Annotated in this window: 16 protein-coding genes and 3 tRNA genes; 10 read left to right on the plus strand and 9 right to left on the minus strand. The window is 73.2% G+C overall.

Translation table 11 applies throughout. The annotated features are described in order from the left end of the window. Positions 1 to 2: 2 nt before the first annotated feature. The 3 genes from catA to K8W59_RS01930 form a co-directional block, all read right to left on the minus strand. Entirely contained in the window at positions 3 to 863 is an 861-nt protein-coding gene (catA, locus tag K8W59_RS01920; protein WP_223397089.1) for a catechol 1,2-dioxygenase, read from the minus strand. A gap of 79 nt (positions 864 to 942) precedes the next feature. After that, on the minus strand, positions 943 to 2043 hold the full coding sequence (locus tag K8W59_RS01925) for a mandelate racemase/muconate lactonizing enzyme family protein (RefSeq protein ID WP_223397090.1): 1101 nt from the start codon (positions 2041 to 2043) through the stop codon (positions 943 to 945). After that, positions 2040 to 2957, minus strand: a complete 918-nt coding sequence (locus tag K8W59_RS01930; RefSeq protein ID WP_223397091.1) for a LysR substrate-binding domain-containing protein — start codon at positions 2955 to 2957, stop codon at positions 2040 to 2042. Before K8W59_RS01930 ends, K8W59_RS01925 begins: the two co-directional genes overlap by 4 nt. Before the next feature lie 205 nt (positions 2958 to 3162). On the opposite strand from K8W59_RS01930, the gene benA reads away from it, so the two are divergent. The 4 genes from benA (at position 3163) to K8W59_RS01955 (ending at position 10496) form a co-directional block, all read left to right on the plus strand. Beyond that, on the plus strand, positions 3163 to 4551 hold the full coding sequence (gene benA / locus K8W59_RS01935) for a benzoate 1,2-dioxygenase large subunit (RefSeq protein WP_223397092.1): 1389 nt from the start codon (positions 3163 to 3165) through the stop codon (positions 4549 to 4551). Further along, positions 4548 to 5081, plus strand: coding sequence for a benzoate 1,2-dioxygenase small subunit (benB, locus tag K8W59_RS01940; protein ID WP_317846298.1), 534 nt, complete (start codon positions 4548 to 4550; stop codon positions 5079 to 5081). Before benA ends, benB begins: the two co-directional genes overlap by 4 nt. A 25-nt stretch (positions 5082 to 5106) precedes the next feature. Further along, positions 5107 to 7686: a benzoate 1,2-dioxygenase electron transfer component BenC gene (benC, locus tag K8W59_RS01945; RefSeq protein WP_317846299.1), complete on the plus strand. Its 2580-nt coding sequence runs from the start codon at positions 5107 to 5109 to the stop codon at positions 7684 to 7686. A gap of 125 nt (positions 7687 to 7811) precedes the next feature. Next, a complete protein-coding gene (locus K8W59_RS01955) occupies positions 7812 to 10496 on the plus strand; it encodes a helix-turn-helix transcriptional regulator (RefSeq protein WP_223397093.1) in 2685 nt (894 codons plus the stop codon). 133 nt (positions 10497 to 10629) lie between these two features. Here K8W59_RS01955 and selB read toward each other — a convergent pair whose 3' ends face one another. From selB to K8W59_RS01970, 3 genes are all read right to left on the minus strand, one after another. Next, positions 10630 to 12408 (minus strand): selenocysteine-specific translation elongation factor, encoded by a 1779-nt coding sequence (selB, locus tag K8W59_RS01960; protein WP_223397094.1) that lies wholly within the window; start codon positions 12406 to 12408, stop codon positions 10630 to 10632. A gap of 12 nt (positions 12409 to 12420) precedes the next feature. Next, entirely contained in the window at positions 12421 to 13734 is a 1314-nt protein-coding gene (gene selA / locus K8W59_RS01965) for an L-seryl-tRNA(Sec) selenium transferase (protein ID WP_223397095.1), read from the minus strand. 19 nt (positions 13735 to 13753) lie between these two features. Next, positions 13754 to 13849, minus strand: a tRNA-Sec gene (locus tag K8W59_RS01970). A gap of 35 nt (positions 13850 to 13884) precedes the next feature. Here K8W59_RS01970 and selD point away from each other — a divergent pair. After that, positions 13885 to 14889, plus strand: a complete 1005-nt coding sequence (gene selD / locus K8W59_RS01975) for a selenide, water dikinase SelD (RefSeq protein WP_223397096.1) — start codon at positions 13885 to 13887, stop codon at positions 14887 to 14889. A gap of 149 nt (positions 14890 to 15038) precedes the next feature. Here the strand turns inward: selD and nrfD are convergent, their stop codons facing one another. Genes nrfD through fdh form a run of 3 tightly spaced genes read right to left on the minus strand, consistent with a single transcriptional unit; the run spans position 15039 to position 20412 of the window. After that, complete coding sequence (gene nrfD, locus K8W59_RS01980) at positions 15039 to 16133, minus strand: NrfD/PsrC family molybdoenzyme membrane anchor subunit (RefSeq protein WP_223397097.1); 1095 nt, start codon at positions 16131 to 16133, stop codon at positions 15039 to 15041. After that, the gene (locus K8W59_RS01985; protein ID WP_223397098.1) at positions 16130 to 17092 is read right to left on the minus strand and encodes a 4Fe-4S dicluster domain-containing protein; all 963 of its coding nucleotides are present in this window, start codon (positions 17090 to 17092) and stop codon (positions 16130 to 16132) included. The genes nrfD and K8W59_RS01985 overlap by 4 nt, the downstream gene beginning before the upstream one ends. Then, entirely contained in the window at positions 17089 to 20412 is a 3324-nt protein-coding gene (gene fdh / locus K8W59_RS01990) for a formate dehydrogenase (RefSeq protein WP_263283275.1), read from the minus strand. The genes K8W59_RS01985 and fdh overlap by 4 nt, the downstream gene beginning before the upstream one ends. A gap of 164 nt (positions 20413 to 20576) precedes the next feature. Between fdh and K8W59_RS02000 the strand changes: the two genes are divergently transcribed. The 5 genes from K8W59_RS02000 to rpmG all read left to right on the plus strand — a co-directional run bounded on the left by K8W59_RS02000 (position 20577) and on the right by rpmG (position 23041). After that, positions 20577 to 21161, plus strand: coding sequence for a DNA-3-methyladenine glycosylase I (locus K8W59_RS02000; protein WP_223397100.1), 585 nt, complete (start codon positions 20577 to 20579; stop codon positions 21159 to 21161). 19 nt (positions 21162 to 21180) lie between these two features. Continuing rightward, positions 21181 to 22584, plus strand: a complete 1404-nt coding sequence (locus tag K8W59_RS02005; RefSeq protein WP_223397101.1) for an amidase — start codon at positions 21181 to 21183, stop codon at positions 22582 to 22584. Positions 22585 to 22646: 62 nt separating this feature from the next. Beyond that, positions 22647 to 22719, plus strand: a tRNA-Thr gene (locus K8W59_RS02010). A 29-nt stretch (positions 22720 to 22748) separates the two neighbouring features. Next, positions 22749 to 22825: transfer RNA gene (locus tag K8W59_RS02015), tRNA-Met, on the plus strand. 45 nt (positions 22826 to 22870) lie between these two features. Further along, entirely contained in the window at positions 22871 to 23041 is a 171-nt protein-coding gene (rpmG, locus tag K8W59_RS02020) for a 50S ribosomal protein L33 (protein ID WP_223397102.1), read from the plus strand. Positions 23042 to 23103 lie beyond the last annotated feature (62 nt).

Raw genomic sequence — 23103 nt, forward strand, 5'->3', positions numbered from 1 at the left:
CGTCAGTCCTTCGCCGAAGTGACCGGGTCGAGGACGAAGCCGTAGTCGACGGTCGCCGACCCGTCGGCCTGCTTCTGCGGGTCGAGCACCAGCTCGGGCTTCACCGCCGACGCGATGTCGTCGTCATTGTGCTCGTCCCCGGGGAAGTAGAGCTGCGCGGTGAGCTGCTCGTGCCCGGGCGCGGACACCTTCACGTGCAGGTGCGCCGGCCGCCAGGCGTGCCAGCCCGCGGCGGCGATCAGCTTGCCGCAGGAGCCGTCGGTCGGGATCTGGTACGGCGCCGGCTGGACGGTCTCGATCTCGAAGACCCCGTCCGCGCCGACGGTGAACGTGCCCCGCAGGTTCCACTCCGGCAGCCCGGGGGCGAACTGGGAGTAGAAGCCGTCGGAGTCGGCGTGCCACAGCTCCACCGAGGCGCCCTCCAGCGGCGTGCCGTCAGTCGAGGTGATCGTCCCCGTCCAGTGCAGCGGCGTGCCCGCCTCGTTCTCCCGCATCGGCACCGACGCCTTCGCGCCGCGCTCCGGCGCGCCGGGGACGTAGTACGGCCCCTCGATCGTGCCCTTGCTGCCCTCGCGGTGGTCGGTCGCGACCTCCTCCACGACGTGCTCGACCCACACGTCGAGGAAGAGCGGCCACTCACCGTCCTGCCCGACGTTGATCAGCCACGCCTTGAGCGCGTTGTACTCGTCGTAGGTCACCCGCTGCTCGCGGATCGTGGCATAGACCGAGTCGAGTACGGCGCGGGCCAGCGCGTCGACCCGCTCCGGCGGGGTGTCCTTCACCGCCTCGAAGGGCGACTTGTCGGCGTGGAAGCGCTCGGTGGCCGAGGCTCCCGAGGCGGCAGCGGTGGCGGTCTCGCTCATGATCGTTCTCTCCCTTGTGATCCCTTGTGATGGTGCTTCGTTGATGTGTGGCCGTGCGGCCCGAGACCGCGCGGAAGGCTCAGTCCTGGCGGTAGCGCGCCAGCTTCTCGGCGTCGATCTCCACGCCCAGCCCCGTGCCCTGCCGGACCCGCAGCTCCCCACCCGTGATCTCCAGCGGCTCGGTCAGCAGGTCGTCGGTCATGTCCAGGAAGTTCGACAGCTCGCCCGGCCGGCGCGAGGTGAGCTCGAAGGCGGAGCCGAAGGCGACCGTGCAGGCCGACCCGAGCTGGCCGTCGATCTGGTTGCCCATCACCACCTCGGCGCCCAGCCCCTCGGCCAGGTGGTGCACGCGTCGGCTCCCCGTGAAGCCGGTGCGTGCGGTCTTGATGCTGATCGCGGTCGCGGCGCCGTCCAGCAGCGAGCGGGTCACGTCCGCAGGCGTCGGCGCGGACTCGTCGGCGACGAACGGTACGTCGAGCTGCTGCACCAGCCAGCGGCGGCCGAGGACGTCGTCCGCGGGGTTCAGCTCCTCGGCCAGGGTCAGGCCCAGGTCGGCCATCTCCCGCATCGCCCGCGCCGACTCCGACGCGCTCCAGCCGCGGTTGCCGTCGACGTAGAGCTCCACCTCCGCGCCCAGCGCCTCCCGCAGCGCCCGCACCACCGCGGTGTCCAGCTGCACCGGCCGGCGCCCGACCTTGACCTTGAAGGCGGTGATGCCGTGCACGTCGCGCATCCGCTCGGCCTCGGCGACCATCGCGGCCGGCTCGTCGAAGCCGAGCATGTGGGTGACCCGCATCCGGTCGGTGAAGCCGCCGAGCAGCTCGGTGACCTGCAGGCCCAGGGTGCGCCCGAGCGCGTCCCACATCGCCATGTCCAGCGCCGACTTCGCTGCCGGATTGCCCACGGTGCGCGCGATCCGCGCCCCGATCGCCTCGCCCTGGGTGAGCGTGCTGCCCACCACCTGCGGGGCGAAGACGTCCCGGATCACCGCGATGATGCCCGCCTGGGTCTCGCCGTACGTGAACGGGCGCGGCGGCGCCTCGGCCACCCCGACCACGCCGTCGTCGGTGTGCACCCGCACCAGCACATGCTCGGCGGTGCGCACCTCGCCGCTCGCGAAGCGCAGCGGCTTGCGATAGGGGATGGCGAACGGGATCGCCTCGACCTGGGTGATCTTCATCGGAGGTCCTCGGGGATGCGCAGGGGTTCGGTGGTGGGGAACAGGCCCGCCTCGTCGAGCCGGACGAGCACGCGCCCGAGCAACGGAGCGGGATCGGTACGGCGCCACGCCAGCGCCAGCTCGGTGGTGGCCGCGTCCGCCACGTCGCGGAAGACCACGCCGGCCAGCGGCGCTGCCCGGACCGAGCCCGGCACCAGGCCGACGCCCAGCCCCCCGGCGACCAGCGCCAGCAGCACCGACGTACCCGGAGCGCGGTGGGCGACGCGCGGCGCGAAGCCCGCCTCCCGGCAGCTGCGCTGCACGGCCTCGTCGACCGCCGACCCGGCGGGGTAGGCGACCAGGTCCTCGGTGCGCAGGTCGGCCATCGCGATCACCGGCTCCTCGGCCAGCCGGTGGTCGGCGGGCACCGCCAGCACCAGCGGCTCGATCTCGATGGTGCGGACGACCAGGTCCTCCCCGGTGGCCGGCGGGCGCAGCACGCCGAGATCCAGGGCGCCGGAGTCCAGCCGCTCGCACTGATCGGGCGTGAGCAGGTCCGCGTGGATCTCCAGCGCCAGCCCGGGCACGGAGCGCTTGAGGATCCGGGCGATCCGCGGCAGCTGGGTGTAGGCCGCGGTGCCGGTGAACCCGATCCGCAGCAGCCCCTCGCTGCCCTCGGCGATCCGGCGTACTCCACGGGCGCTGTCCTCGATCGCCCCCAGGATCCGCTCGGCCTCGCCCCGGAGGAACTCCCCGGCGGGAGTCAGGCTGACCTGGCGCGTGGTCCGGGTGAACAGCGGCGTCCCCAGCTCGTCCTCGAGCTGGCGCACCGCCTGGGAGAGGGCCGGCTGGGCCAGGTGCAGCCGCTCCGCGGCCCGGCCGAAGTGCTGGGTCTCCGCGACGGCGGCGAAGTAGCGCAGGTGCCGCAGCTCCATGGGGGAACGCCTCCGTCCGGTCTCGGTGTGGTGCAGACCACGGTAGGGCCGGAGATCCATCGAGAACAAGGACGAGATAACAGCATATAGATAAGCAAGACTGATGAATAGCACCCTGGGTCAGCCCTAGGCTTTCGGCTCGTGTGACGGCCGCCACGGAGTGGAACGGTGCTTCTCATCCCACTTCCACCCATCGGGAGGACCCGTGACCGAGACCGTCAGCTCCACCAAGACCCCGAACGGCGCCACGGCCCACCTGGCCGCCGTACTCGAGGACGCGATCATCGACGACCGCGAGGCCGGCCAGTTCCGCGCCAACCGCCGGATCTTCACCGACGAGGAGATCTTCGAGCTGGAGATGAAGCACATCTTCGAGGGCAACTGGCTCTACCTGGCTCACGAGAGCCAGCTGCCGAACCCCGGGGACTACTTCACCACCTATCTCGGCCGGCAGCCCGTGGTCATCACCCGGGACAAGGACGGGGAGATGCACCTGCTGATCAACGCCTGCGCGCACCGCGGCGCGATGATCTGCCGGCGCAAGACCGACAACCGGACCACCCTCACCTGCCCCTTCCACGGGTGGACCTTCCGCAACGACGGCACCTTGCTCAAGGTCAAGGACCCCGACGGCGCGGGGTATCCGGCCACGTTCGACCAGGACGGGTCGCACAACATGGTCAAGGTCGCGCGGTTCGAGAGCTACCGCGGGTTCCTCTTCGGCAGCCTCAACCCCGACGTGCTGCCGCTCGCCGAGCACCTCGGCGACACCACCACGATCATCGACATGCTGGTCGACCAGTCGCCGGACGGGCTGGAGGTGCTGCGCGGCTCGTCGACCTACACCTACGACGGCAACTGGAAGGTGCAGGCCGAGAACGGCGCCGACGGCTACCACGTCACCGCGACCCACTGGAACTACGCGGCCACCACCAGCCGCCGCAACACCGGCGACTCGGCGAACGAGACCAAGACCCTGGACGCCGGCAGCTGGGGCAAGTCCGGCGGCGGCTACTGGTCCTTCCCGCACGGCCACCTGTGCCTGTGGACCTGGGCCGGCAACCCCGAGGACCGGCCGCTGTGGGACCGGATGGAGGAGCTGAAGGCCGAGCACGGCGAGGCCAAGGGCGAGTTCATGGTCAAGGGCAGCCGCAACCTGTGCCTCTACCCCAACGTCTACCTGATGGACCAGTTCTCCACCCAGATCCGGCACTTCCGGCCGATCGCGCCGGACAAGACCGAGGTGACGATCTACTGCATCGCGCCGAAGGGGGAGAGCAAGGAGGCGCGCGCCTGGCGGATCCGGCAGTACGAGGACTTCTTCAACGCCTCCGGCATGGCCACCCCCGACGACCTGGAGGAGTTCCGCTCCTGCCAGCTGACCTACCAGGCGCAGGCCGCGCCGTGGAACGACATGAGCCGCGGCGCCGAGCACTGGCTCGACGGGCCCGACGAGGTCGCCACCACCCTCGGCATGACCGGCGTGATCTCCGCGGGTGTGAAGAACGAGGACGAGGGGCTCTACCCCGTCCAGCACGGCTACTGGCTGACCACGATGCGGGCCGCGCTCGCTCAGGAGGAGGAGCAGAAGTGAGTACGACGACCGACGCCGCCCCGGCGGCCGAGCAGACCAAGGCGATCAGCCAGAACGACATCGAGCAGTTCCTCTACCGCGAGGCGCGCTACCTCGACGACCGCGAGTTCGAGAAGTGGCTGGAGTGCTACGCCCCCGACTGTGAGTACTGGATGCCGGCGTGGACCGACGACGACACGCTCACCGAGGACCCGCACACCGAGATCTCGCTGATCTACTACCCGAACAAGGGCGGCCTGGAGGACCGGGTCTTCCGGATCCGCACCGAGCGCTCCAGCGCGACGTCGATCCCGGAGCCGCGGACCAGCCACAACATCACCAACGTCGAGGTGATCGAGCGCCGCGGGGACCTCGTGGACGTGCGCTTCAACTGGCACACGATGTACTTCCGCTACCACACCGTCGACCCCTACTACGGGACGACGTTCGCCACGATCGACTTCTCCGGCGACCTGCCGCTCTACCGCCGCAAGACCGTGGTGCTGAAGAACGACTACATCCACCACGTCGTCGACGTCTACCACTTCTGAGCATCCCCACCACCGGAGTGATCCCATGAGCAGCCACCAGGTCGCCCTCGCCTTCGAGGACGGCGTCACCCGCTTCATCACCTGCGGCGAGGACCAGACGGTCGCGGATGCGTCGTACCGAGCCCGGATCAACATCCCGCTGGACTGCCGCGACGGCGCCTGCGGGACCTGCAAGGCGCGGTGCGAGTCCGGCGAGTTCGACGGCGGCACCTACATCGAGGACGCGCTGTCCCCGGCGGAGGAGGCCGACGGCTACGTGCTGCCGTGCAGCATGAAGCCGCTGTCGGACCTGGTGCTGGAGATCGCCAGCACCTCGGCGGTCGCCAAGACCCAGGCGGGGGAGTTCCAGGCCACCGTCACCGGGGTGGAGCGGCTCAGCCCGACCACGATGGCGCTGCGGATCACGACCGACCGGCGCAGCGAGCTGGCGTTCCTGCCGGGGCAGTACGTCAACCTGCGGATCCCCGGCACCGAGGAGTCGCGGTCCTATTCCTTCTCCTCCGCGCCGGACGCCGACGAGCTGTCCTTCCTGGTGAAGCTCACCGACGGCGGGGTGATGTCGACCTGGCTGGCGGAGCAGGCGCAGCCCGGCGACGAGCTGACCTTCACCGGCCCGCACGGCAGCTTCTTCCTCCGGGAGGCCGAGCGGCCGGTCCTGCTGATCGCCGGCGGCACCGGCCTGGCGCCGATCCTGTCGATCCTGCACAGGCTGCGCGAGAGCGGCAGTGACCGGCCCGTGCATCTGGTGTACGGCGTCAGCAAGGACGACGACCTGGTCGAGCTCGACCGGCTCGCCGAGATCGCCGAGCACCTGCCCACCCTCACCTGGGACCACGTGGTCTCCGACGAGGCCAGTACGGCGGCCAACAAGGGCCGCGTCATGAGCCTCATCGCCGAGGAGCACCTGCACGGCGGCGACGTGGCGATCTACCTGTGTGGCCCGCCGCCGATGGTGGAGTCCGTGCGCGAGCACGTCGCCGGCCTCGGCGTCGAGCCGACGGGGTTCTACTACGAGAAGTTCACCCCCGCCGTCGAGCCCCCCTCGGTGGTCGAGCCCCCATCGGTGGTCGAGCCTGTCGAGACCACGAGCGAAGAGGTGTCGGTGGTCGAGCCTGTCGAGACCACCACCGTCGTCTCGACGAACGGGAGCGGCAAGATCACCAGCCCGGACACGCTGATCCTGCCCGACGGCGACCTGATGCCGGTCGGCGAGGGCCGCCACATCGCGGGGCAGGAGACCTTCGACGCCCGAGCGGTGCAGCCGATCGTCGTACCCGAACCGGCCCCCGAGCCGGCCCCGGCGGCTCGCACCCGGGTGGACGATGCCGGCGACGGCTACCAGATCGGCGAGGAGCACCCCTCGGTGCACGAGTCCGACGCGCTCTTCGAGGCCCGCCGGGCGCTCGAGCTCGGCGCCCTCGAGCTCGTGGTCGGCCGCCTGGGCCACCAGCAGATCACCGGCTACCGGCTGCTGGCCGAGTCCGCGGCGCCGTACGTCGACGGCGACACCTTCGTCGACGCCGCGGCGTACACCGAGGCGAACGCCGCCTTCCACGACTACCTGTTCAGCCTCACCGGCAACGCGCACCTGCTGCAGGCCTACCAGGCGCTGGGCGTGAAGGGCCGGATGGAGGAGGCGCTGAGCAACGCCACCTGGTGCCACCCGCTGTGCGTGCAGGACCACTTCGACATCGTCGACGCGGTCGAGGCCGGCGACCTGGAGACCGCCCGCCGCCTGGTGATCGAGCATGCCGAGCGGTCCAAGGTGACCATGCGCCGGGCGATGCAGGACGAGCAGGCCGCCACCACGCCGCGGTTCGTCACCCCCGGTCGCTTCGACCAGCAGGTCGTCGTGGTCACCGGCGCCGCCCAGGGGATCGGCGCCGCCACGGCCCGCCGGATCTCCGCCGAGGGCGGCCGGCTGGTGCTGGTCGACCGCTCCGACCTGGTCGGCGAGCTGGCCGAGGAGCTCTCGGCCGACGGCCACGGCGTCATCGGCGTCACCGCGGACCTGGAGACCTACGACGGCGCCGCCACCGCGGTCGAGCAGGCGCTCGCGCGGTTCGGCCAGGTCGACGTACTCGTCAACAACGTCGGCGGGGCGATCAACTTCAAGCCCTTCACCGAGTTCACCGACGGCGAGATCCGTGCGGAGATCGACCGGTCGCTGATGACCACGCTGCACACCTGCCGCGCCGTGCTGCCCGGCATGGTCGAGCGTGGCCGCGGCGTGATCGTCAACGTGTCCTCCGCCGCCACCCGAGGCGTGCACCGGATCCCCTACTCCGCCGCGAAGGGCGGGGTGAACGCGATCACCGCGTCGCTGGCGATGGAGTACGCCGACTCCGGCATCCGGGTCGTCGCCACCGCCCCCGGCGGCACCGAGGCGCCGCCGCGGCGGATCTCCCGCGGCACGCCGGAGCCGCAGGACGACCGGGAGCGCGCCTGGTTCCAGGCCCACATCGACCAGACACTGGAGTCCTCGCTGCTGCACCGCTACGGCACGCTCGACGAGCAGGCCGCCGCGATCTGCTTCCTCGCCTCGCCCGAGGCGTCCTACATCACCGGCACCGTGCTGCCGGTCTCGGGCGGCGACCCGGGCTGAGCCCCCCCCGGCGGCGCGGCGCACAACGTCATACGGTCCGGAGAAGGGGTTCCCCACTTCGTATGACGTCCCGCGCCCGGCGGTCGCGACAGGCCCGGCGGCGTCGGGGCGTCTACCGTGACTGCGTGACCACGGACGGCAGCCCGCCGCTCCCGGGCCGGGCGGACGATCTCGCCCGGCTCGAGGAGCGGCGGGCGCGCGCCGTCGCGGGGGAGGCGCAGCTGCTGCTGCTCGCGGGCCCCGCGGGCATGGGCGGTACGACGCTCGCGCGGCGCCTCTCCGCCACCCACACCGCCGCGGACGGTCGGGTCGGGTGGGCCACCGGCACGCCGTGGGAGTCCGGGGAGGCCCACGCGGTCCTCGGCCAGCTCCTCGGTCGCGAACCCGCCGGCACCGACCCGCTCACCGTGGCCGGAGAACTCGCTGAGGCGGTCGGCGACGTGCCGCTGCTGTGGGTGGTCGACGACGCGGAGCACGCCGACCCCGCCTCGCTGCAGGCTCTCTCCACGCTGGTCCGCCACCACCGCGGGCTGCCGCTCCTGGTGCTGCTGGTCGCCCGGACCACCGCAGCCACGCCCCCGGAGACGGCCGCCGTCCTCGACACCGTCCCCGACCGGGTGGAGCCCGCTCCACTCACGCCGGCGGAGGTGCAGGCGCTCGCGGCCGACCGCGGCGTCGCCCTGCAGCTCGGTACGGCGGAGCGGCTGGCTCGCTTCACCGGCGGCCTGCCCGGGCCGCTCGTCGCACTGCTCGCCGAGCAGCCCGCGGCCGTCTGGCTCGACCCGGACCCCGACCTGCCCGCGCCCGCCGCGCTCGCCGCCGGAGTCCGCGCCGAGCTGGCCGCCCTCGACGACGACGCCCGCGCGCTGGCCGAGGCCGCGGCGGTGCTCGGGGACACCGCGACCGTGGGGGAGGTGGCCCGGCTCGCACGCCTGGAGGACCCGCTCCCCGCGCTCGACGCCGCCACCCGTGTCGGGCTGGTGGTGACCCAGGGTCTCGGCGGCACCACCGTCCTCCGGCCGCGGGACGCGATGACCGCCGCTGCGGTGCGCGGGTCGCTGGGCCCGCAGCGGCTCGCCCAGGCCCACCGGGACGCGGCGGGGCTGGTCGCGGATCCCGCCGTACGGCTTGCGCATCTGGTCGCCGCGACACCGCTCCCGGAGGAGCCGCTCGCCGTCGAGCTCGAGCAGCTGGCGGACGAGAAGGCCGCCTCGGGGGAGTGGTCGGTGGTGGCGCAGCTGCTCATCCGCGCGGCGGCGATGACCGCGGATCCGGTACGGCGGGAGCAGCGGCTCTCTCGCGCCGTCGACGCCCTCGTCGGTGCCGGCGACACCCGCGGTGCGGCGATGCTGGTTCCGCAGCTGGAGGCACTGCGGGAGACGCCGATGCGCAACGCGGTGCTGGGATACCTCGCGCTGGTGCTCGGGCGGCCCGCCGAGGCGGAGACGCGACTGTCGCGCGCGTGGGACCTGGTCAACGCCGAGCGGGAGCCGGCGACCGCCGCGACCATCTGCCAGCGATGGGAGCTGCACAGCCTGGCGCGGTGCCGCGGCCGGGATCTGACCGCCTGGGCGGACCGGGCGCTCGCGCTGGCCCCCGAGGGCTCGGCCGCCGCGGTCGAGGCGGCCGCGATCCGCGGGCTGGGCGCCGCGTCGGTGGGGGAGAGCCGGGACGCGCTGGCGGGCTATCTGGACCTGGCCGAGGAGGTCGGTCACACCGCGCAGTCGCAGCGCGTGACCATGGCCCGCGGCTGGGTGCACATGGTCGTCGACGAGGCCGACCTCGCCCGCGCGGCCCTGGCCTCCGCCGTACCGACCGGCTTCTCCGGCGGCTCGGTCCGGATCTCGCTGTGGGCGCGGGCCTGGCTCGCGCGCGTGCAGTTCGACGCCGGCGAGTGGATCGACGCGCTGGCCACCGCCCGCGCCGGCCTCGACCTGGCCCGGACCACCGGGATGCGACTCTTCGACCCGCTGCTGAGCTGGACCATCGCGCAGACCACCGCGCTGCGGGGCGATCGGGTCGCCGCCGAGGCGGTGCTCGGCGAGGCCGACGCCGGGCCGCTGGACTACGAGATCATGCGCGTGCCGTCCTGCCTGGCGCGTGCCGCGGTCGCCGAGGCGAACGCCGACTATGGCGCGGTGATCCGGGCGCTGGAGCCGCTGCGACAGCCCTGGGCCGGCGGCAGCATCGACGAGCCCGGCTTCTGGCCGTGGCCCGACGTCTACGCCAATGCGCTGGTCGTCGAGGGGAGGTACGACGAGGCCGACGACTTCCTGCGCCCGCACGAGGAGCTCGCCCGCGAGCGCGGGCACCGCTCCGCCTGCGCCCGGCTCGGCTATGCCCGCGGCCGGCTGCTCGGCGGGACCGGCGACCTGGCCGGTGCCCGCCGCGCCTTCGAGACGTCGCTGGAGCTGCTCGCGGACCTGCAGCGGCCTTACGACCGGGCCCGCGTCTCCTTCGTCTACGGCCAGACCCTGCGCCGGGCGGGCAAGCGCGCGGAGGCCGACCTGGTGATGCAGTCCGCGCGCGACCTCTTCGCCCCGCTGGGCGCTGAGGCGTACGTCGAGCGCTGCGACCACGAGCTCCGCGCCGGCGGCGTGCACGCGGCCCGCGGCAGCCGCGACGACCTCGGCCTCACGCCGCAGGAGGAGCTGGTCTCGCGGCTGGTCGCCCAGGGGATGACTAACCGGGAGGTCGCCGCCGAGCTCTACCTGTCGGTCAAGACGGTGCAGTACCACCTCACCCGCGTCTACGCGAAGCTCGGCATCCGCTCGCGAGCCGAGCTCGCCGCGCTCCGCCGTACCTCCTGATCTCCCCTCGGCCCCGCGATCATTTACCAGGTAGTCGTGCCAGGTCGTCGCACTACTCGGTGAATTCACCCCGCAGAGCGACGGCACGTCGTGACTACCTGGTAAATGGTCGGCGGGCGGGGGCAGCGCGGAGTCACCGCAGCTCGCGCCGGCTGCCGTCCACCCGCCGGGTGACGCCGAGGGAGTCCAGGTGCTCCAGGAGGGGTACGGCGACCCGCCGGGTCGTGCCCAGCGCCTGGCGCGCCTCGCTCAGGGTGAACGGCTGCGGCAGCCCGGCGAGCGTCGCGCGGGCCCGGTCGACCGCGTCCGGCAGCAGGACCACGTCGGCGGGGCTGGCCCTCAGCCGCAGCAGCCGCCCGGCGCGCGCGGCCGCCGCGAGCTCCCGCGGCCCCAGCCCCAGCGCGTCGAGGTCCCCGGCCTCGGGCGCGGCGAACGGGTCGGCGCCCAGCCGCCGCTCGAGCTCGGCCACGGACGCCTCGGCCGGCCCGAGGTCGGCGGGTGCCTCGGGGGCGGTGACCCGCCCGTCCCGCACCACCAGCCCGGCCCGGCCGGCCACCGCGTCCAGCAGGGCGACGTCCGGCAGCCGGATCGCCCGAGCGGCGGCGGCCGTCGTCGGGCCGGGGGAGAGCGGCTGGTCGCGCCGCTCGTCGGCGTGGACCCCGCGCAGCCGGTCGGCCCACAGCGCCAGCACCGGCTCGAGCGTCACCCAGTCGCCGATGCGCACCAACCGGGGGTCGCCCGGGTCGGCGCCGAGCAGCGTGAGCCGGCGTGCGGGCATGGCGCCGCGGCGGCGTACCTCCGCCACCGCGTCCGGCGGGACCGTGGCCGACGCCAGGCGCTCGGACCAGCGGCGTGCAGCCCCCCGACGGCGCAGCGCGGGCGGGTCGACGTCGAGCACCTGCGCCCCGCCGTGCACCCGCGCGGTGCCGGTGTCGCGCAGCACCAACCGGTCGCCGGGAACCAGCCACAGCGGCTCGGCCAGCGTCAGCCGGGCGTGCTCGGCATCCAGCGGGCGCACCCGCGCCGCCACCGCCGCGGTGCCCGCGTGCACGGTGAGCGCGGCGGGGGAGTCGGTGAAGGCAGGACCGCTGGTGCGGCGTACGTCGACCTGCGCGGTCCGCGGCCAGGCGCCGGGCGTGACCAGGGCCGAGCCCCGCGGCACGTCGTCGGCGGCGACCTGGCGCAGGTTCACCGCCACCCGGGAGACCGGGCCGACCTCGGTCTGGTCGGTCTCGCGGGACTGCAGCCCGCGTACGGCGACCTCGCGATCGCCCAGCTGCAGCCGGTCGCCGACCCGCAGCGTGCCCGAGGCCAGCGTGCCCGTCGCCACGGTGCCGGCGCCGGAGACGGTGAAGGACCGGTCCACCCACAGCCGCACCCGGTCCTCGGCCGGCGCCGCAGGAACCTCGGCCACCAGCCGGCCCAGCGCGGCGCGCAAGTCGGCGATGCCCTCGCCGGTCCGGGCGGAGACCGCGACGTCCTCGATCCCGGCCAGTCCAGTCCCGGCGAGCGCGGCCCGCGCCTGCTCGGCGGCCGGCCCCGGGTCGGCGAGGTCGCTCCGGGTCACCGCGAGCAGGCCGTGCCGCACGTCCAGCGCGACCAGCGCGTCCAGATGCTCCGCGGACTGCTCACGCCACCCCTCGTCGGCCGCCACCACCAGCAGCACCACCGGCACCGGACCCACCCCGGCCAGCATGTTGCCGATGAAGCGCGCGTGGCCCGGCACGTCGACGAAGGCGACCCGGTCGCCGGTGGGGAGGTCGGTCCAGGCGTACCCCAGGTCCAGGGTCAGGCCGCGCCGCCTCTCCTCCGCCCAGCGGTCGGTCTCCTGGCCGGTGAGGGCGCGGATCAGCGCGGTCTTGCCGTGGTCGACGTGCCCGGCGGTGGCGACGACGAGGCTGCGGGGACTCACCGGCTCACCGGCTCACCGGTCGAGCCGGTCGAGGGAGGCGAGGGCGCTCGCGACGGCCTCGGCCAGCCGGTCGTCGTCGCCCGGCTCGACGCAGCGCAGGTCCACCAGGCAGGAGCCGCCGTGCACGCGCGGCAGCACCGCCGGGCGGCCGCAGCGCAGCACGGGCGCCGTCTCCTCGGGCAGGGCCAGCGCCCACCCGGGCAACGGGTGCCCGGCCGCGCCGCCGCCGCCCACGCGGCCGTCGTGCGGGACCACGGCCTCCTCCGGCAGGCCGAGCCGCGTCGCCAGCGCGCGGGTCCGGGCCCGCAGCGCGGAGGGGTCGGTGTGCAGTGCCCGCGCGACCGGCGGCTCGCCCGCGCGCAGCGTGGCCTCGAGCGCCGCCAGGGTCAGCTTGTCCACCCGCAGCGCCCGGGCCATCGGGTGCCGGCGCAGCCGCTCGACCAGGTCGGCGCGGCCCAGGATGATCCCCGCCTGGGGGCCGCCGAGCAGCTTGTCGCCGCTGAAGAGCACCAGGTCGGCGCCCTGGCTCAGCGCGGTCGTCGCGTCCGGCTCCATCGGGAGCGCCGGCTCGGGGTGCAGCAGGCCGGAGCCGAGGTCGGCGACCACCGGCACTCCCAGCCCGACCAGCTCGTCGACCTCCACCGCGGAGGTGAACCCCTCGACCCGGAAGTTGCTCGTGTGCACCTTGAGCAGGCACCCGGTCTCCTCGCCGACCGCGTCGCGGTAGTCGGCCAGGTGCGTGCGGTTCGTCGTACCGATCTCGCGCAGCCGGACGCCCGTCGAGGCGATCAGATCGGTCAGCCGGAAGCCGTCGCCGATCTCCACCAGCTCGCCGCGGCTCACCACGACCTCGCGGCCCTGGGCCAGCGCGGTGCTCGCGAGCAGCAGCGCGGCCGCGCCGTTGTTGACCACCAGCGCGCCCTCGGCCGAGGGTACGGCGGACAGCAGGGCCGCCAGCGCGCCCGAACCCCGGCGCGCCCGGCGCCCGTCGGCCAGGTCCAGCTCGACGTCGACGTACCCCGCCGCGTCGGTCACCGCCCGCTGCGCCGCGGCAGACAGCGGGGCCCGCCCCAGGTTGGTGTGCACCACGACGCCGCTCGCGTTGAGCACGGGCACCAGGCTGGAGGCGGAGGCCGGCAGCCCCGCGACGGCGTGGGCCAGCACGTCCTCGGGCGCGACGTCGCCGCGGCGCGCCGCCTCCTGCGCGGCCGCGACCGAGCGTCGTACCTCCTCCGGACCCAGCCGGTCGGCCGCCTCGCGCAGCGCGGGGTCCCCCAGCAGCACGTCGGTGCGGGGGATCCGGCGCCGCGGGTCCTGCTCGCTCATCGGGTTCCTCCCAGGTGTGTGGCGGAGGCGGACGGGAATCGAACCCGCCAGACCGAGATGCTCGGCCTCACCGGTGTTGAAGACCGGGGGGACCACCAGGAACCCAGACGCCTCCAGCGCGTCCCAACCTACCGCCTAGGCTCGGGAGTCATGGAGGCAACTCTCAGCGTGGACGGCCGTCGGCTCACCCAGCTCGCGCGCGGGGGCGGCTGTGCGTGCAAGATCCCGCCCGGCGAGCTGGAGGAGGCGGTCAGCGGTCTGGTCGGACAGGGCGGCGAGGACGTGCTGGTCGGGCTGGACGACGGCGACGACGCCGCCGCCGTGCGCGTGCGCGACGACCTCGCCGTCATCGCCACCGCCGACTTCTTCACCCCCGTCGTCGACGACGCTCGCGTGTGGGGGCGGATCGCCGCAGCCAACGCGCTCTCGGACATCTACGCGATGGGCGGGGTGCCGCTGGTCGCGCTCAACCTGGTCGGCTGGCCGCGCGAGCTGCTCGGTCCCGGGGAGCTGCGCGAGGTGCTGGCCGGCGGGCTCGAGGTCGCCGCGGAGGCGGGCTGCCCGGTGATCGGCGGCCACTCGATCGACGACCCGGAGCCGAAGTACGGCCTCGCCGTCACCGGCACCGCCCCCGCCGACCGGCTGCTGCGCAACGACGCGGCCCGGCCGAGGCTGCCGCTCACGCTCACCAAGCCACTCGGCGTCGGCGTCCTCAACAACCGGCACAAGCAGACCGGCGAGTGGTTCGAGGAGGCGGTCGCGACGATGAGTGCGCTCAACGCCGACGCCTCCGCCGCCGCCGTGGCCGCCGGGGTCCGCGCCGCCACCGACGTCACCGGCTTCGGGCTGCTCGGCCACCTGCACAAGATGGCGCGCGCCTCGGGGGTCGCCGCCCGGATCGACGCCGCCGCGGTGCCCTACGTCGACGGCGCCCGCGCGTCGCTGGCCGAGGGGTTCGTCCCCGGCGGCAGCCGCCGCAACCTGGACTGGGTGCGCCCGCACCTCGAGGTCGGCCCGGGCATCGACGAGGACGAGCTGGTGCTGCTCGCCGACGCGCAGACCTCCGGCGGCCTGCTCGTCGTCGGCGAGCTCCCCGGTCACCCGGTCGTCGGTGAGGTGTACGCCGGCCCCGCCGGGCGAGTCGAGGTCGCCTGACCCCGCGTCGGTCGCGGCCGACCATTTACCAGGTAGTCGTGCTGCGTCGTCGCCGTACCTGGCAAATGTGCTGGGTAGAGCGACGCTTTCCCTAGATCACCTGGTAAATGGACGGCGGGGTCCAGTGAGGCGGGGGGAGCAGGGGAGCCTCAGCCCGCGGTGGTGATCGAGTCGTCGGTGACCCCGGCGGCGCGCCGGGCGGCGAGCCGCTCCTTCTGGGGTACGACGGTGTAACGCGGGTCCTTGGCGGAGTGGATGCCCGCTTCGAAGACGCCGAACCGGGTGAGCGCGGACGCGGCGACCATGGCGGCACCCGACGCGGCGGCGATGAGTCGGTTGCGCCCGCCGAGGGCCGTGCCGAGGGCGCCGGCGATCGTCAGGCCGCGGCTGAGCGCCAGCATCCGGCCGGCCTTGCCCTGGTGCAGCGGCTCGCCCACGACCCCGAGGCCGCTCTCCATCCGGTGCGCGGCGACCAGGTCGGCCACCGCGCCGACGACGCCGAGGGTGCGCGCGGGCCCGGTCTGGGCGACCGGGGTGGTCACCATCGCCATGCCCGCCGCGGCCATCGACGCCGAGCCGACGAAGACGAACGGCAGGTCGTCCTTGGCGGCGTTCCAGGTCGGGGTCGCGGTGTCACCGAGGAGGACGGCGGTGTACGCCGCCAGCGCGGGCGCGACGAGGGCGGTGCCGACCGTGGCCGGCGTCTCCGCCGCGCGGAGCAGCCCGCCGCCGGGGATGTCGACCGGCAGCATCCGGTCGGCCTCGGCGGCGAAGGACAGGCTCGCGGCGCCGGAGAACGCGGTGAAGATCCAGGTGCCCACCGACATCGGCGAGGTGAGCTTGACCGTGCGCATCATGTTGAGGAAGCGGCTCGGCTTGCCCAGGTCGCTGACCAGCGCCAGGCCGGAGCCCGCGACGGCGGCCATCATGGTGAGCCGGGTGTTGCGCCGCAGCACCTCGCGACCGGTCAGGTGCGCGCCCGCGGCGAGCAGGCCGGACCCGGCGGCCAGGCCGCCGAGGAAGAGGTAGGCCGGGATCTCGTGGCTCCACGGCGCCGGCTTCACGATGGGCTTGCCGTAGTAGGAGGTGAACTCCGCGTCCGGCACCACCGCCTGCTCGCGGGCGCCGCCGGAGTCCCGGTTGAGCCAGCCGCGGGCCTTGCGCAGCCCGCCGGCGGTGTCGCGGCGCCGCCGGCCGCCCCCGAGGTCGGGGGGTCGCACGCGGTCGAAGTCGGAGGTGGTCACGAGCGTCCTCCCAGGAAGGAGACGGCAGCGGCGGCGAGCATGCCGAGTCCGGCGATCCCCGCCTTGCGGAACATCTGCGGCAGGTCCGCCGTCGGCACCCGCGGGTCCGGCGGCAGGCCGTAGACCTCGGGCTCGTCGAGCAGCAGGAAGAACGCGCCGGTGCCGCCGACCCCGTCGAGGTCGTTGGCGCCGTAGAGCCGGGCCTCGGTCTTGCCCTCCGCGTGCAGCTCGCCGACCCGGGCGCGGGCGGTGTCGAGGAGGTCGTCGTGGTCGCCGTACTTGATCGACGTCGTCGGGCACGCCTGCGCGCACGACGGGGTCTGGTCGTGGCTGATCCGGTCGTAGCACAGCGTGCACTTCTGCGCGACGCCCTCGTTGTGCACCGGGGTCAGCTCGTTGGAGACCGTGCCGCCGTCGCGTCGCTCGATCACGCCGAACGGGCAGGCGGCCACGCAGTATCCGCAGCCGTTGCACACGTCGGCCTGCACCACGACGGTGCCGTACTCGGTGCGGAACAGCGCGCCCGTCGGGCAGACGTCCAGGCAGCCCGCGTGGGTGCAGTGCTTGCACACGTTGGAGGACATCAGCCACCGCAGCTCGGGCACCGGGTCGTCGGCGACCGGGTCCTCCGGGGGGCCCACGGTGGGCATCCCCAGGCTGATCAGCTCGCGTCCGGTCTCCCGCGCGGCGGCGATGTCCTCGGCGCCCTGCTCGATGAAGGCGACGTGCCGCCAGGTGCTGGCACCGAGGTGACCGGTGTTGTCGTACGACGTCCCGAGCAGCGCGTAGTCCCCGTCCTGCGGGACGTGGTTCCACTCCTTGCACGCGACCTCGCAGGCCTTGCAGCCGATGCAGATCGAGGTGTCGGTGAAGAACCCCTTGCGCGGCTCCGGCACCGCCCAGTGCGCGTCCCGGGCCGGGTCGGTCGGGCCGTGCAGCTGGTTCCCGAAGACGGTCACTCGTCCTCCTCCTTGGCCAGGTTGGCGTCGGTCTCCAGGCGCGCCATCTTGCTCCCGGTCTCCACCGTGACGCCGGCGCGCTGCTGGTAGTCGGCGACCAGGCGCAGCAGCGCCTCGCCCTGCGGTCGTCGGCCGGGGAGCACCGCGCAGGCGCCCACCTTGGACTCCTGGATCTGCACGTTCGGGTCGAGCGCGACACCCAGCAGGTCGTTGGCGGCGTCGCCGTCCACGACGGCGTTGGTGCCGACGCCCCAGTGGTAGGGCAGCCCGACCTGGTGCAGCGTCTGACCGCCCACCCGCAGCGGCTTGACCCGGTCGGTCACCAGCACCCGGGTCTCGATCGCGGTGCGCGGCGAGATGATCGTGGCCCAGCCGTCGTTGACCAGCCCGACCTCCTCGGCCAGCTCCGGGGAGACCTCGCAGAACATCTGCGGTTGCAGCTCGGAGAGGTAGGGCAGCCACCGGCTCATCCCGCCGGCCGTGTGGTGCTCGGTGAGCCGGTAGGTGGTGAACACGTAGGGATAGACGTCCGATCCCGGCTGCTGGGCGCTCGGGCTCCACATGTTGTCCTCGCGGGGGAAGACCAGCCGCGTCGGGCTCTGCTGGACCCCGTAGAGCGGGTTGCGGATCGGGGACTCCTGCGGCTCGTAGTGCGTCGGCATCGGGCCGTCGATCATCCCCTTGGGGGCGTAGAGCCAGCCCTTGCCGTCGGCCTGCATGACGAACGGGTCGTCGCCGGCCAGGCCCTCGGGGCCGCCCACGTCGTCGCCGGGGCGATAGGACGGCGCGGTCTCGGCCGGGAAGTCGGGGATGTCGTCGCCGACCCACCGGCCGGCCTCCTCGTCCCACCAGATGAGCCGCTTGCGCTCGCTCCACGGCTTGCCGTCCGGGTCCGCCGAGGCGCGGTTGTAGAGGATCCGCCGGTTCGCCGGCCAGGCCCAGCCCCACTCCGGGGCGACCGGGGTCTGCTCGCGGCCGGGCTTGCGCCGGGCGGCCTGGTTCACCCCGTCGGCGTAGACGCCGGTGTAGATCCAGCAGCCGCCGGAGGTCGACCCGTCGTTGCGCATCTCGGTGTACGCCGACAGCGGCTGGCCGGCCTTCTCGCCGGTGAGGTGCCGCCCGTTGATCTCGGCCAGCACCGCCTCGCCGTCGACCTCGCCGTGCTCGTCGGTGGGGTAGTCCCACGTCAGGTCCAGCAGCGGGCGGTCCCGCTCGTCGGTGGAGTCCTTGAGCCGCTCGCGGATCCGGACGCCGACCTCGTGGAAGAAGTCCAGCTCGCTCTGCGCCGCGCCCGGCGGGTTGACCGCCTTGTGCCGCCACTGCAGCAGTCGCTGGGTCTGGGTGAAGCTGCCGGCCTTCTCCACGTGCGTCGCGGCGGGGAAGAAGAACACCTCGGTGTCGATGTCCTCCGGCGTCAGCTCGCCGGTGGCGATCTCGGGGGAGTCCTTCCAGAACGTCGCGGACTCGATCATCTGGAAGTCCCGCACGACCAGCCACTTCAGCTTGGTCATCGCCATCCGCTGCAGCCGGCCGTTGGCCGACCCGACCGCGGGGTTCTGGCCGAGCAGGAAGTAGCCCTCCACCCGGCCGTCCTCCATGTCGACCACCGTCTGGTAGGTGCCGTGCGGCCCGGAGAGCCGGGGCAGGTAGTCGAAGGCGTAGTCGTTCTCCGCCGTGGCGGCATCGCCCCACCACGCCTTCAGCAGGCTGGTGGCGTAGGCGTCCGCCTCGGTCCAGAAGCCCTTCTGCTGCTTGCTGGAGATCGCGTTGAGGTAGTCCGAATAGGTGTCGTGCTGGCCCACCCGCGGCATCGGCAGGTAGCCGGGCAGGAGGTTGAACAGCGTCGGGATGTCGGTGGACCCCTGGATGCTCGCGTGCCCGCGCAGCGCCATGATCCCGCCGCCGGGGCGGCCCATGTTGCCGAGCAGGAGCTGCAGGATCGACGCCGTACGGATGAACTGCGCGCCCAGCGAGTGCTGGGTCCAGCCGACCGCGTAGGCGAAGCAGGTCGTGCGGTCGCGGTTGGAGTTCTCGGTGACCGCCTTCGCGATCGAGTGGAACTCCTCCACGCTGATGCCGCAGGCCTCCTGCACCATCTCCGGGGTGTAGCGGGAGTAGTGCCGCTTGAGGATCTGGAAGACCGTGCGCGGGTTCTGCAGCGTCTCGTCCCGCTTCACCTTCGCGTTCTCCAGCGACGGGCCACCGCTGCCGAGCGCGTCGCCGCCGGCCTTCTCCGACTGGGTGGAGCCGTGCTCGTTGCCGCCGGTGGGGCCGTCGACCTGGTCGCCGGAGCCCTCCTGGTCGTAGGCCCACGAGGTGAGGTCGTACTGCGCCGTCTCCGGGTCGTATCCGGAGAACAGGCCGTCGAGGTCCTCGGTGTCGCGGAACGACTCGTCGACCAGCGTCGCGGCGTTGGTGTAGGCGAGGACGTACTCCTTGAACCACAGGTCGTTGCTCAGCACGTGGTTGATCAGCGCGCCGAGGAGTACGACGTCGGAGCCGGCGCGGATGCCGACGTGCTGGTCGGCGACCGCCGAGGTCCGGGTGAAGCGCGGGTCGATGTGGATGATCTTCGCCCCGCGCGCCTTGGCCTCAGAGACCCACTGGAACCCGACCGGATGACACTCGGCCATGTTGGAGCCCTGGATCACGATGCAGTCGGCGTTGGCCATGTCCTGCAGGTACTGCGTGGCGCCGCCACGCCCGAACGAGGTTCCCAGACTGGGAACCGTGGAGGAGTGTCAAATACGGGCCTGGTTCTCGATCTGGATCGCGCCCGCGGCGGTGAAGAGCTTCTTGATGAGGTAGTTCTCCTCGTTGTCGAGGGTGGCTCCCCCCAACGAGGCGATCCCCATCGTGCGGCGCAGCCGGCGCCCCTGGTCGTCGACGTCCTGCCAGGTGTCCGCGCGGGTCTTGAGGAACCGGTCGACCACCATGTCGGTGGCCTTGTCCCGGTCGATCCGCTGCCACTCGCGCGACTTCGGCGCGCGGTAGAGGACCTCGGTCTGGCGCAACGGGCTGTTGACCAGCTGCTCGCTGGCCGAGCCCTTGGGGCACAGCCGGCCGCGGCTGATCGGGGAGTCCTTGTCGCCCTCGATCTGCACGACCTTGTCGTCCTTGACGAAGACCCGCTGGCCGCAGCCGACCGCGCAGTAGGGGCAGATGCTCTGCACGACCCGGTCGGCGGTGTCGGTGCGGGGCTCGATCTCGCGCGTCCTCTTCGAGGTCACCGCGGGGCCGCGGCCCAGGAAGTCGCGATCGCGCAGCTGCCGCACGACCGGCCAGTCGAGGAAGGTCACCACGGGCCCAACCCTAGTCATCTCCGGCGTCCGGTCCAGCCCCCCTCCGGGTGTGCCGCGCGTGTTCGCCGGTCGAGCCTGTCGAGACCACCCCGGCTCTCGCTGGTCGAGCCTGTCGAGACCACCCCGGCTCTCGCTGGTCGAGCCTGTCGAGACCACCACCGGTGCGCTGCCAGGATGGGGCGATGACGAGCACGGGCCCGGTGGTGGGGGACGACGGCGTCGCGCGCTGCCCCTGGGCGTCGCGGGACCCGGTCAACCGCGCCTACCACGACACCGAGTGGGGCCGCCCGATCGACGGAGAGTCGGCCTGGCTCGAGCGACTCACCCTGGAGGCCTTCCAGTCCGGCCTGTCCTGGCTGACCATCCTCACCAAGCGGCCCACCTTCCGGGCCGCGTTCGCCGGCTTCGACGCCGACACGGTCGCGGAGTACGGCGACGCCGACGTCGCCCGGCTGATGGCCGACGCCGGCATCGTCCGCAACCGGCGCAAGGTGGACGCCGCGATCGCCAACGCCCGCGCCACCGTGGCCCTGCGCGCCGACGGCGGGCTGGAGCGGCTGATCACCTCGCACGCCCCGGCCGACCCGCCGCCCGCGCCTCGCACCGTCGAGGAGGTGCCCACGACCTCGCCGGAGTCGGTGGCGCTGGCCAAGGAGCTGAAGCGGCGCGGCTTCGCGCACGTGGGCCCCACGACGATGTACGCCCTGATGGAGGCCACCGGACTGGTGAACGACCACCTGGCCGGCTGTCATGCGCGCCGCGGGTGACGCCGTACTGTCTGCCCGCATGAGCCGCCTGCACGCCTACACCGACGACGCGCTCGGCGACCTGGACACCGTCGCGCTGGTCGAGGAGCTCCGGCAGGGGCGGGTGAGCGCGCCCGACCTGGTGGAGGCCGCGATCGCCCGCACCGAGGCGGTGGACGCGCGGCTGGGGGCGGTCGCCTACGAGGCCTTCGACCGCGCCCGGCGCGAGGCGCGCGACCCGCGGCCCGGGTTCCTCTCCGGCATCCCCACCTTCGTCAAGGACAACGTCGACGTCGCCGGGATGCCGACCATGCACGGCACCGACGCCTTCGAGCCGCGCCCCCGGCCGCGCGACGGCGACCTGGCCCGGATGTATCTCGGCACCGGGCTGGTCCCGCTCGGCAAGACCCGCCTCTCGGAGTTCGGCTTCAGCCCGGCGGTGGACCACGCGCGGCTCGGCCCGGTGCGCAGCCCGTGGCACGGCGACCACTACGCCGGCGCCTCGTCGGCCGGCTCGGCGGCCCTCGTGGCCGCGGGCGCGGTGCCGATCGCGCACGCCAACGACGGCGGCGGATCCATCCGGATCCCGGCCTCGGTCAACGGCCTGATCGGGCTCAAGCCCACCCGCGACCGGCTGCCCATGGACCGGATGGAGCGGGAGATGCCGGTGCGGATCGTCACCGACGGGGTGTTGACCCGCTCGGTGCGCGACACCGCCGCGTTCTACCGCGAGGCGGAGCGGATCTGGCGCAACCCGCGGCTGGCCCCGATCGGCGACATCACCCGGCCCTCGCGCCGGCGGCTGCGGGTCGCGATGATCACTCGGGGCATCGGGCGCGAGGCGTCGCCGGAGGTCCGCGAGCTGACCCTGCGCACCGCCGAGCTGCTGGAGTCGCTGGGGCACCGGGTCGACGAGGTCGAGCGGCCGCCCGTGCCCGACAGCTTCGCCGACCGGTTCATCCTTTACTGGTCGATGCTCGCGATGCTGGTCGTCGGCATGGGGCGGGTCGAGTTCGGCCGCACCTGGGACCCCGCTCGGCTCGACGCCTTCACCCTCGGGTTGGCCCGGCACGGACGCCGCAACGCCCACCGGATCCCGGCCGCGGTCGTCGCCGTCGCCCGGTCCCGGCACCCGGCGGCCCGCCACCACGAGCAGTACGACGTCACCCTGACCCCCACCCTGGCCACGACCACCCCCGAGGTCGGGCACCTCGACCCGGCCGGCGACTACGAGGAGCTGATGGAGCGGATCCTCGACTGGGTGGCCTTCACGCCCCTGCAGAACGCGACCGGTGAGCCGGCGATCAGCCTGCCGCTCGCGACCACCTCGACGGGGCTGCCGCAGGGCATGATGCTCGGCTCCGGACGCGGCCGGGAGGCTCTCCTCCTGGGGCTCGCCTACGAGCTCGAGGAGGCCGCTCCCTGGGCCCGGATCCAGGCCTGATCCGGCCGATTTCTCATCGAGACGGTGGGCCGTGTACCTTTGACCGGCAGTCAGCAAGACCGGCCCCTTTAGCTCAGTCGGCAGAGCGTCTCCATGGTAAGGAGAAGGTCTACGGTTCGATTCCGTAAAGGGGCTCTGGGACGCTCCCCCGGGTGCGTCCTCGCGGCGGGGTAGCTCAGGTGGTTAGAGCACACGGCTCATAATCGTGGTGTCGCGGGTTCGAGTCCCGCCCCCGCTACCAAGCAGGACTCCCCGCAGAGCATCACCCATCGACGAAGGACTTCCCGTGGCCAGCAAGAGCTCCGACGTTCGCCCCAAGATCACCCTCGCATGCAGCGAGTGCAAGCGGCGCAACTACATCACCAAGAAGAACCGGCGCAACGACCCCGACCGGCTCGAGATGAAGAAGTTCTGCCCGTGGTGCCGCCAGCACACCGAGCACAAGGAGACCCGCTGACCCCAGCGGCCGACTCTCGGTGGTCGAGCCCGTACCTCGGTGGTCGAGCTTGTGCCTCGGTG

The sequence above is a fragment of the Nocardioides rotundus genome, assembly GCF_019931675.1.
GTDB lineage: Bacteria > Actinomycetota > Actinomycetes > Propionibacteriales > Nocardioidaceae > Nocardioides > Nocardioides rotundus.

Bases quoted from the DNA above. Each gene is read 5' to 3' on its own strand.
- catA (WP_223397089.1), bottom strand. From the start codon at position 863: ATGAGCGAGACCGCCACCGCTGCCGCCTCGGGAGCCTCGGCCACCGAG.
- K8W59_RS01925 (WP_223397090.1), bottom strand. From the start codon at position 2,043: ATGAAGATCACCCAGGTCGAGGCGATCCCGTTCGCCATCCCCTATCGC.
- K8W59_RS01930 (WP_223397091.1), bottom strand. From the start codon at position 2,957: ATGGAGCTGCGGCACCTGCGCTACTTCGCCGCCGTCGCGGAGACCCAG.
- benC (WP_317846299.1), top strand. From the start codon at position 5,107: ATGAGCAGCCACCAGGTCGCCCTCGCCTTCGAGGACGGCGTCACCCGC.
- selA (WP_223397095.1), bottom strand. From the start codon at position 13,734: ATGAGCGAGCAGGACCCGCGGCGCCGGATCCCCCGCACCGACGTGCTG.
- selD (WP_223397096.1), top strand. From the start codon at position 13,885: ATGGAGGCAACTCTCAGCGTGGACGGCCGTCGGCTCACCCAGCTCGCG.
- K8W59_RS02000 (WP_223397100.1), top strand. From the start codon at position 20,577: ATGACGAGCACGGGCCCGGTGGTGGGGGACGACGGCGTCGCGCGCTGC.
- K8W59_RS02005 (WP_223397101.1), top strand. From the start codon at position 21,181: ATGAGCCGCCTGCACGCCTACACCGACGACGCGCTCGGCGACCTGGAC.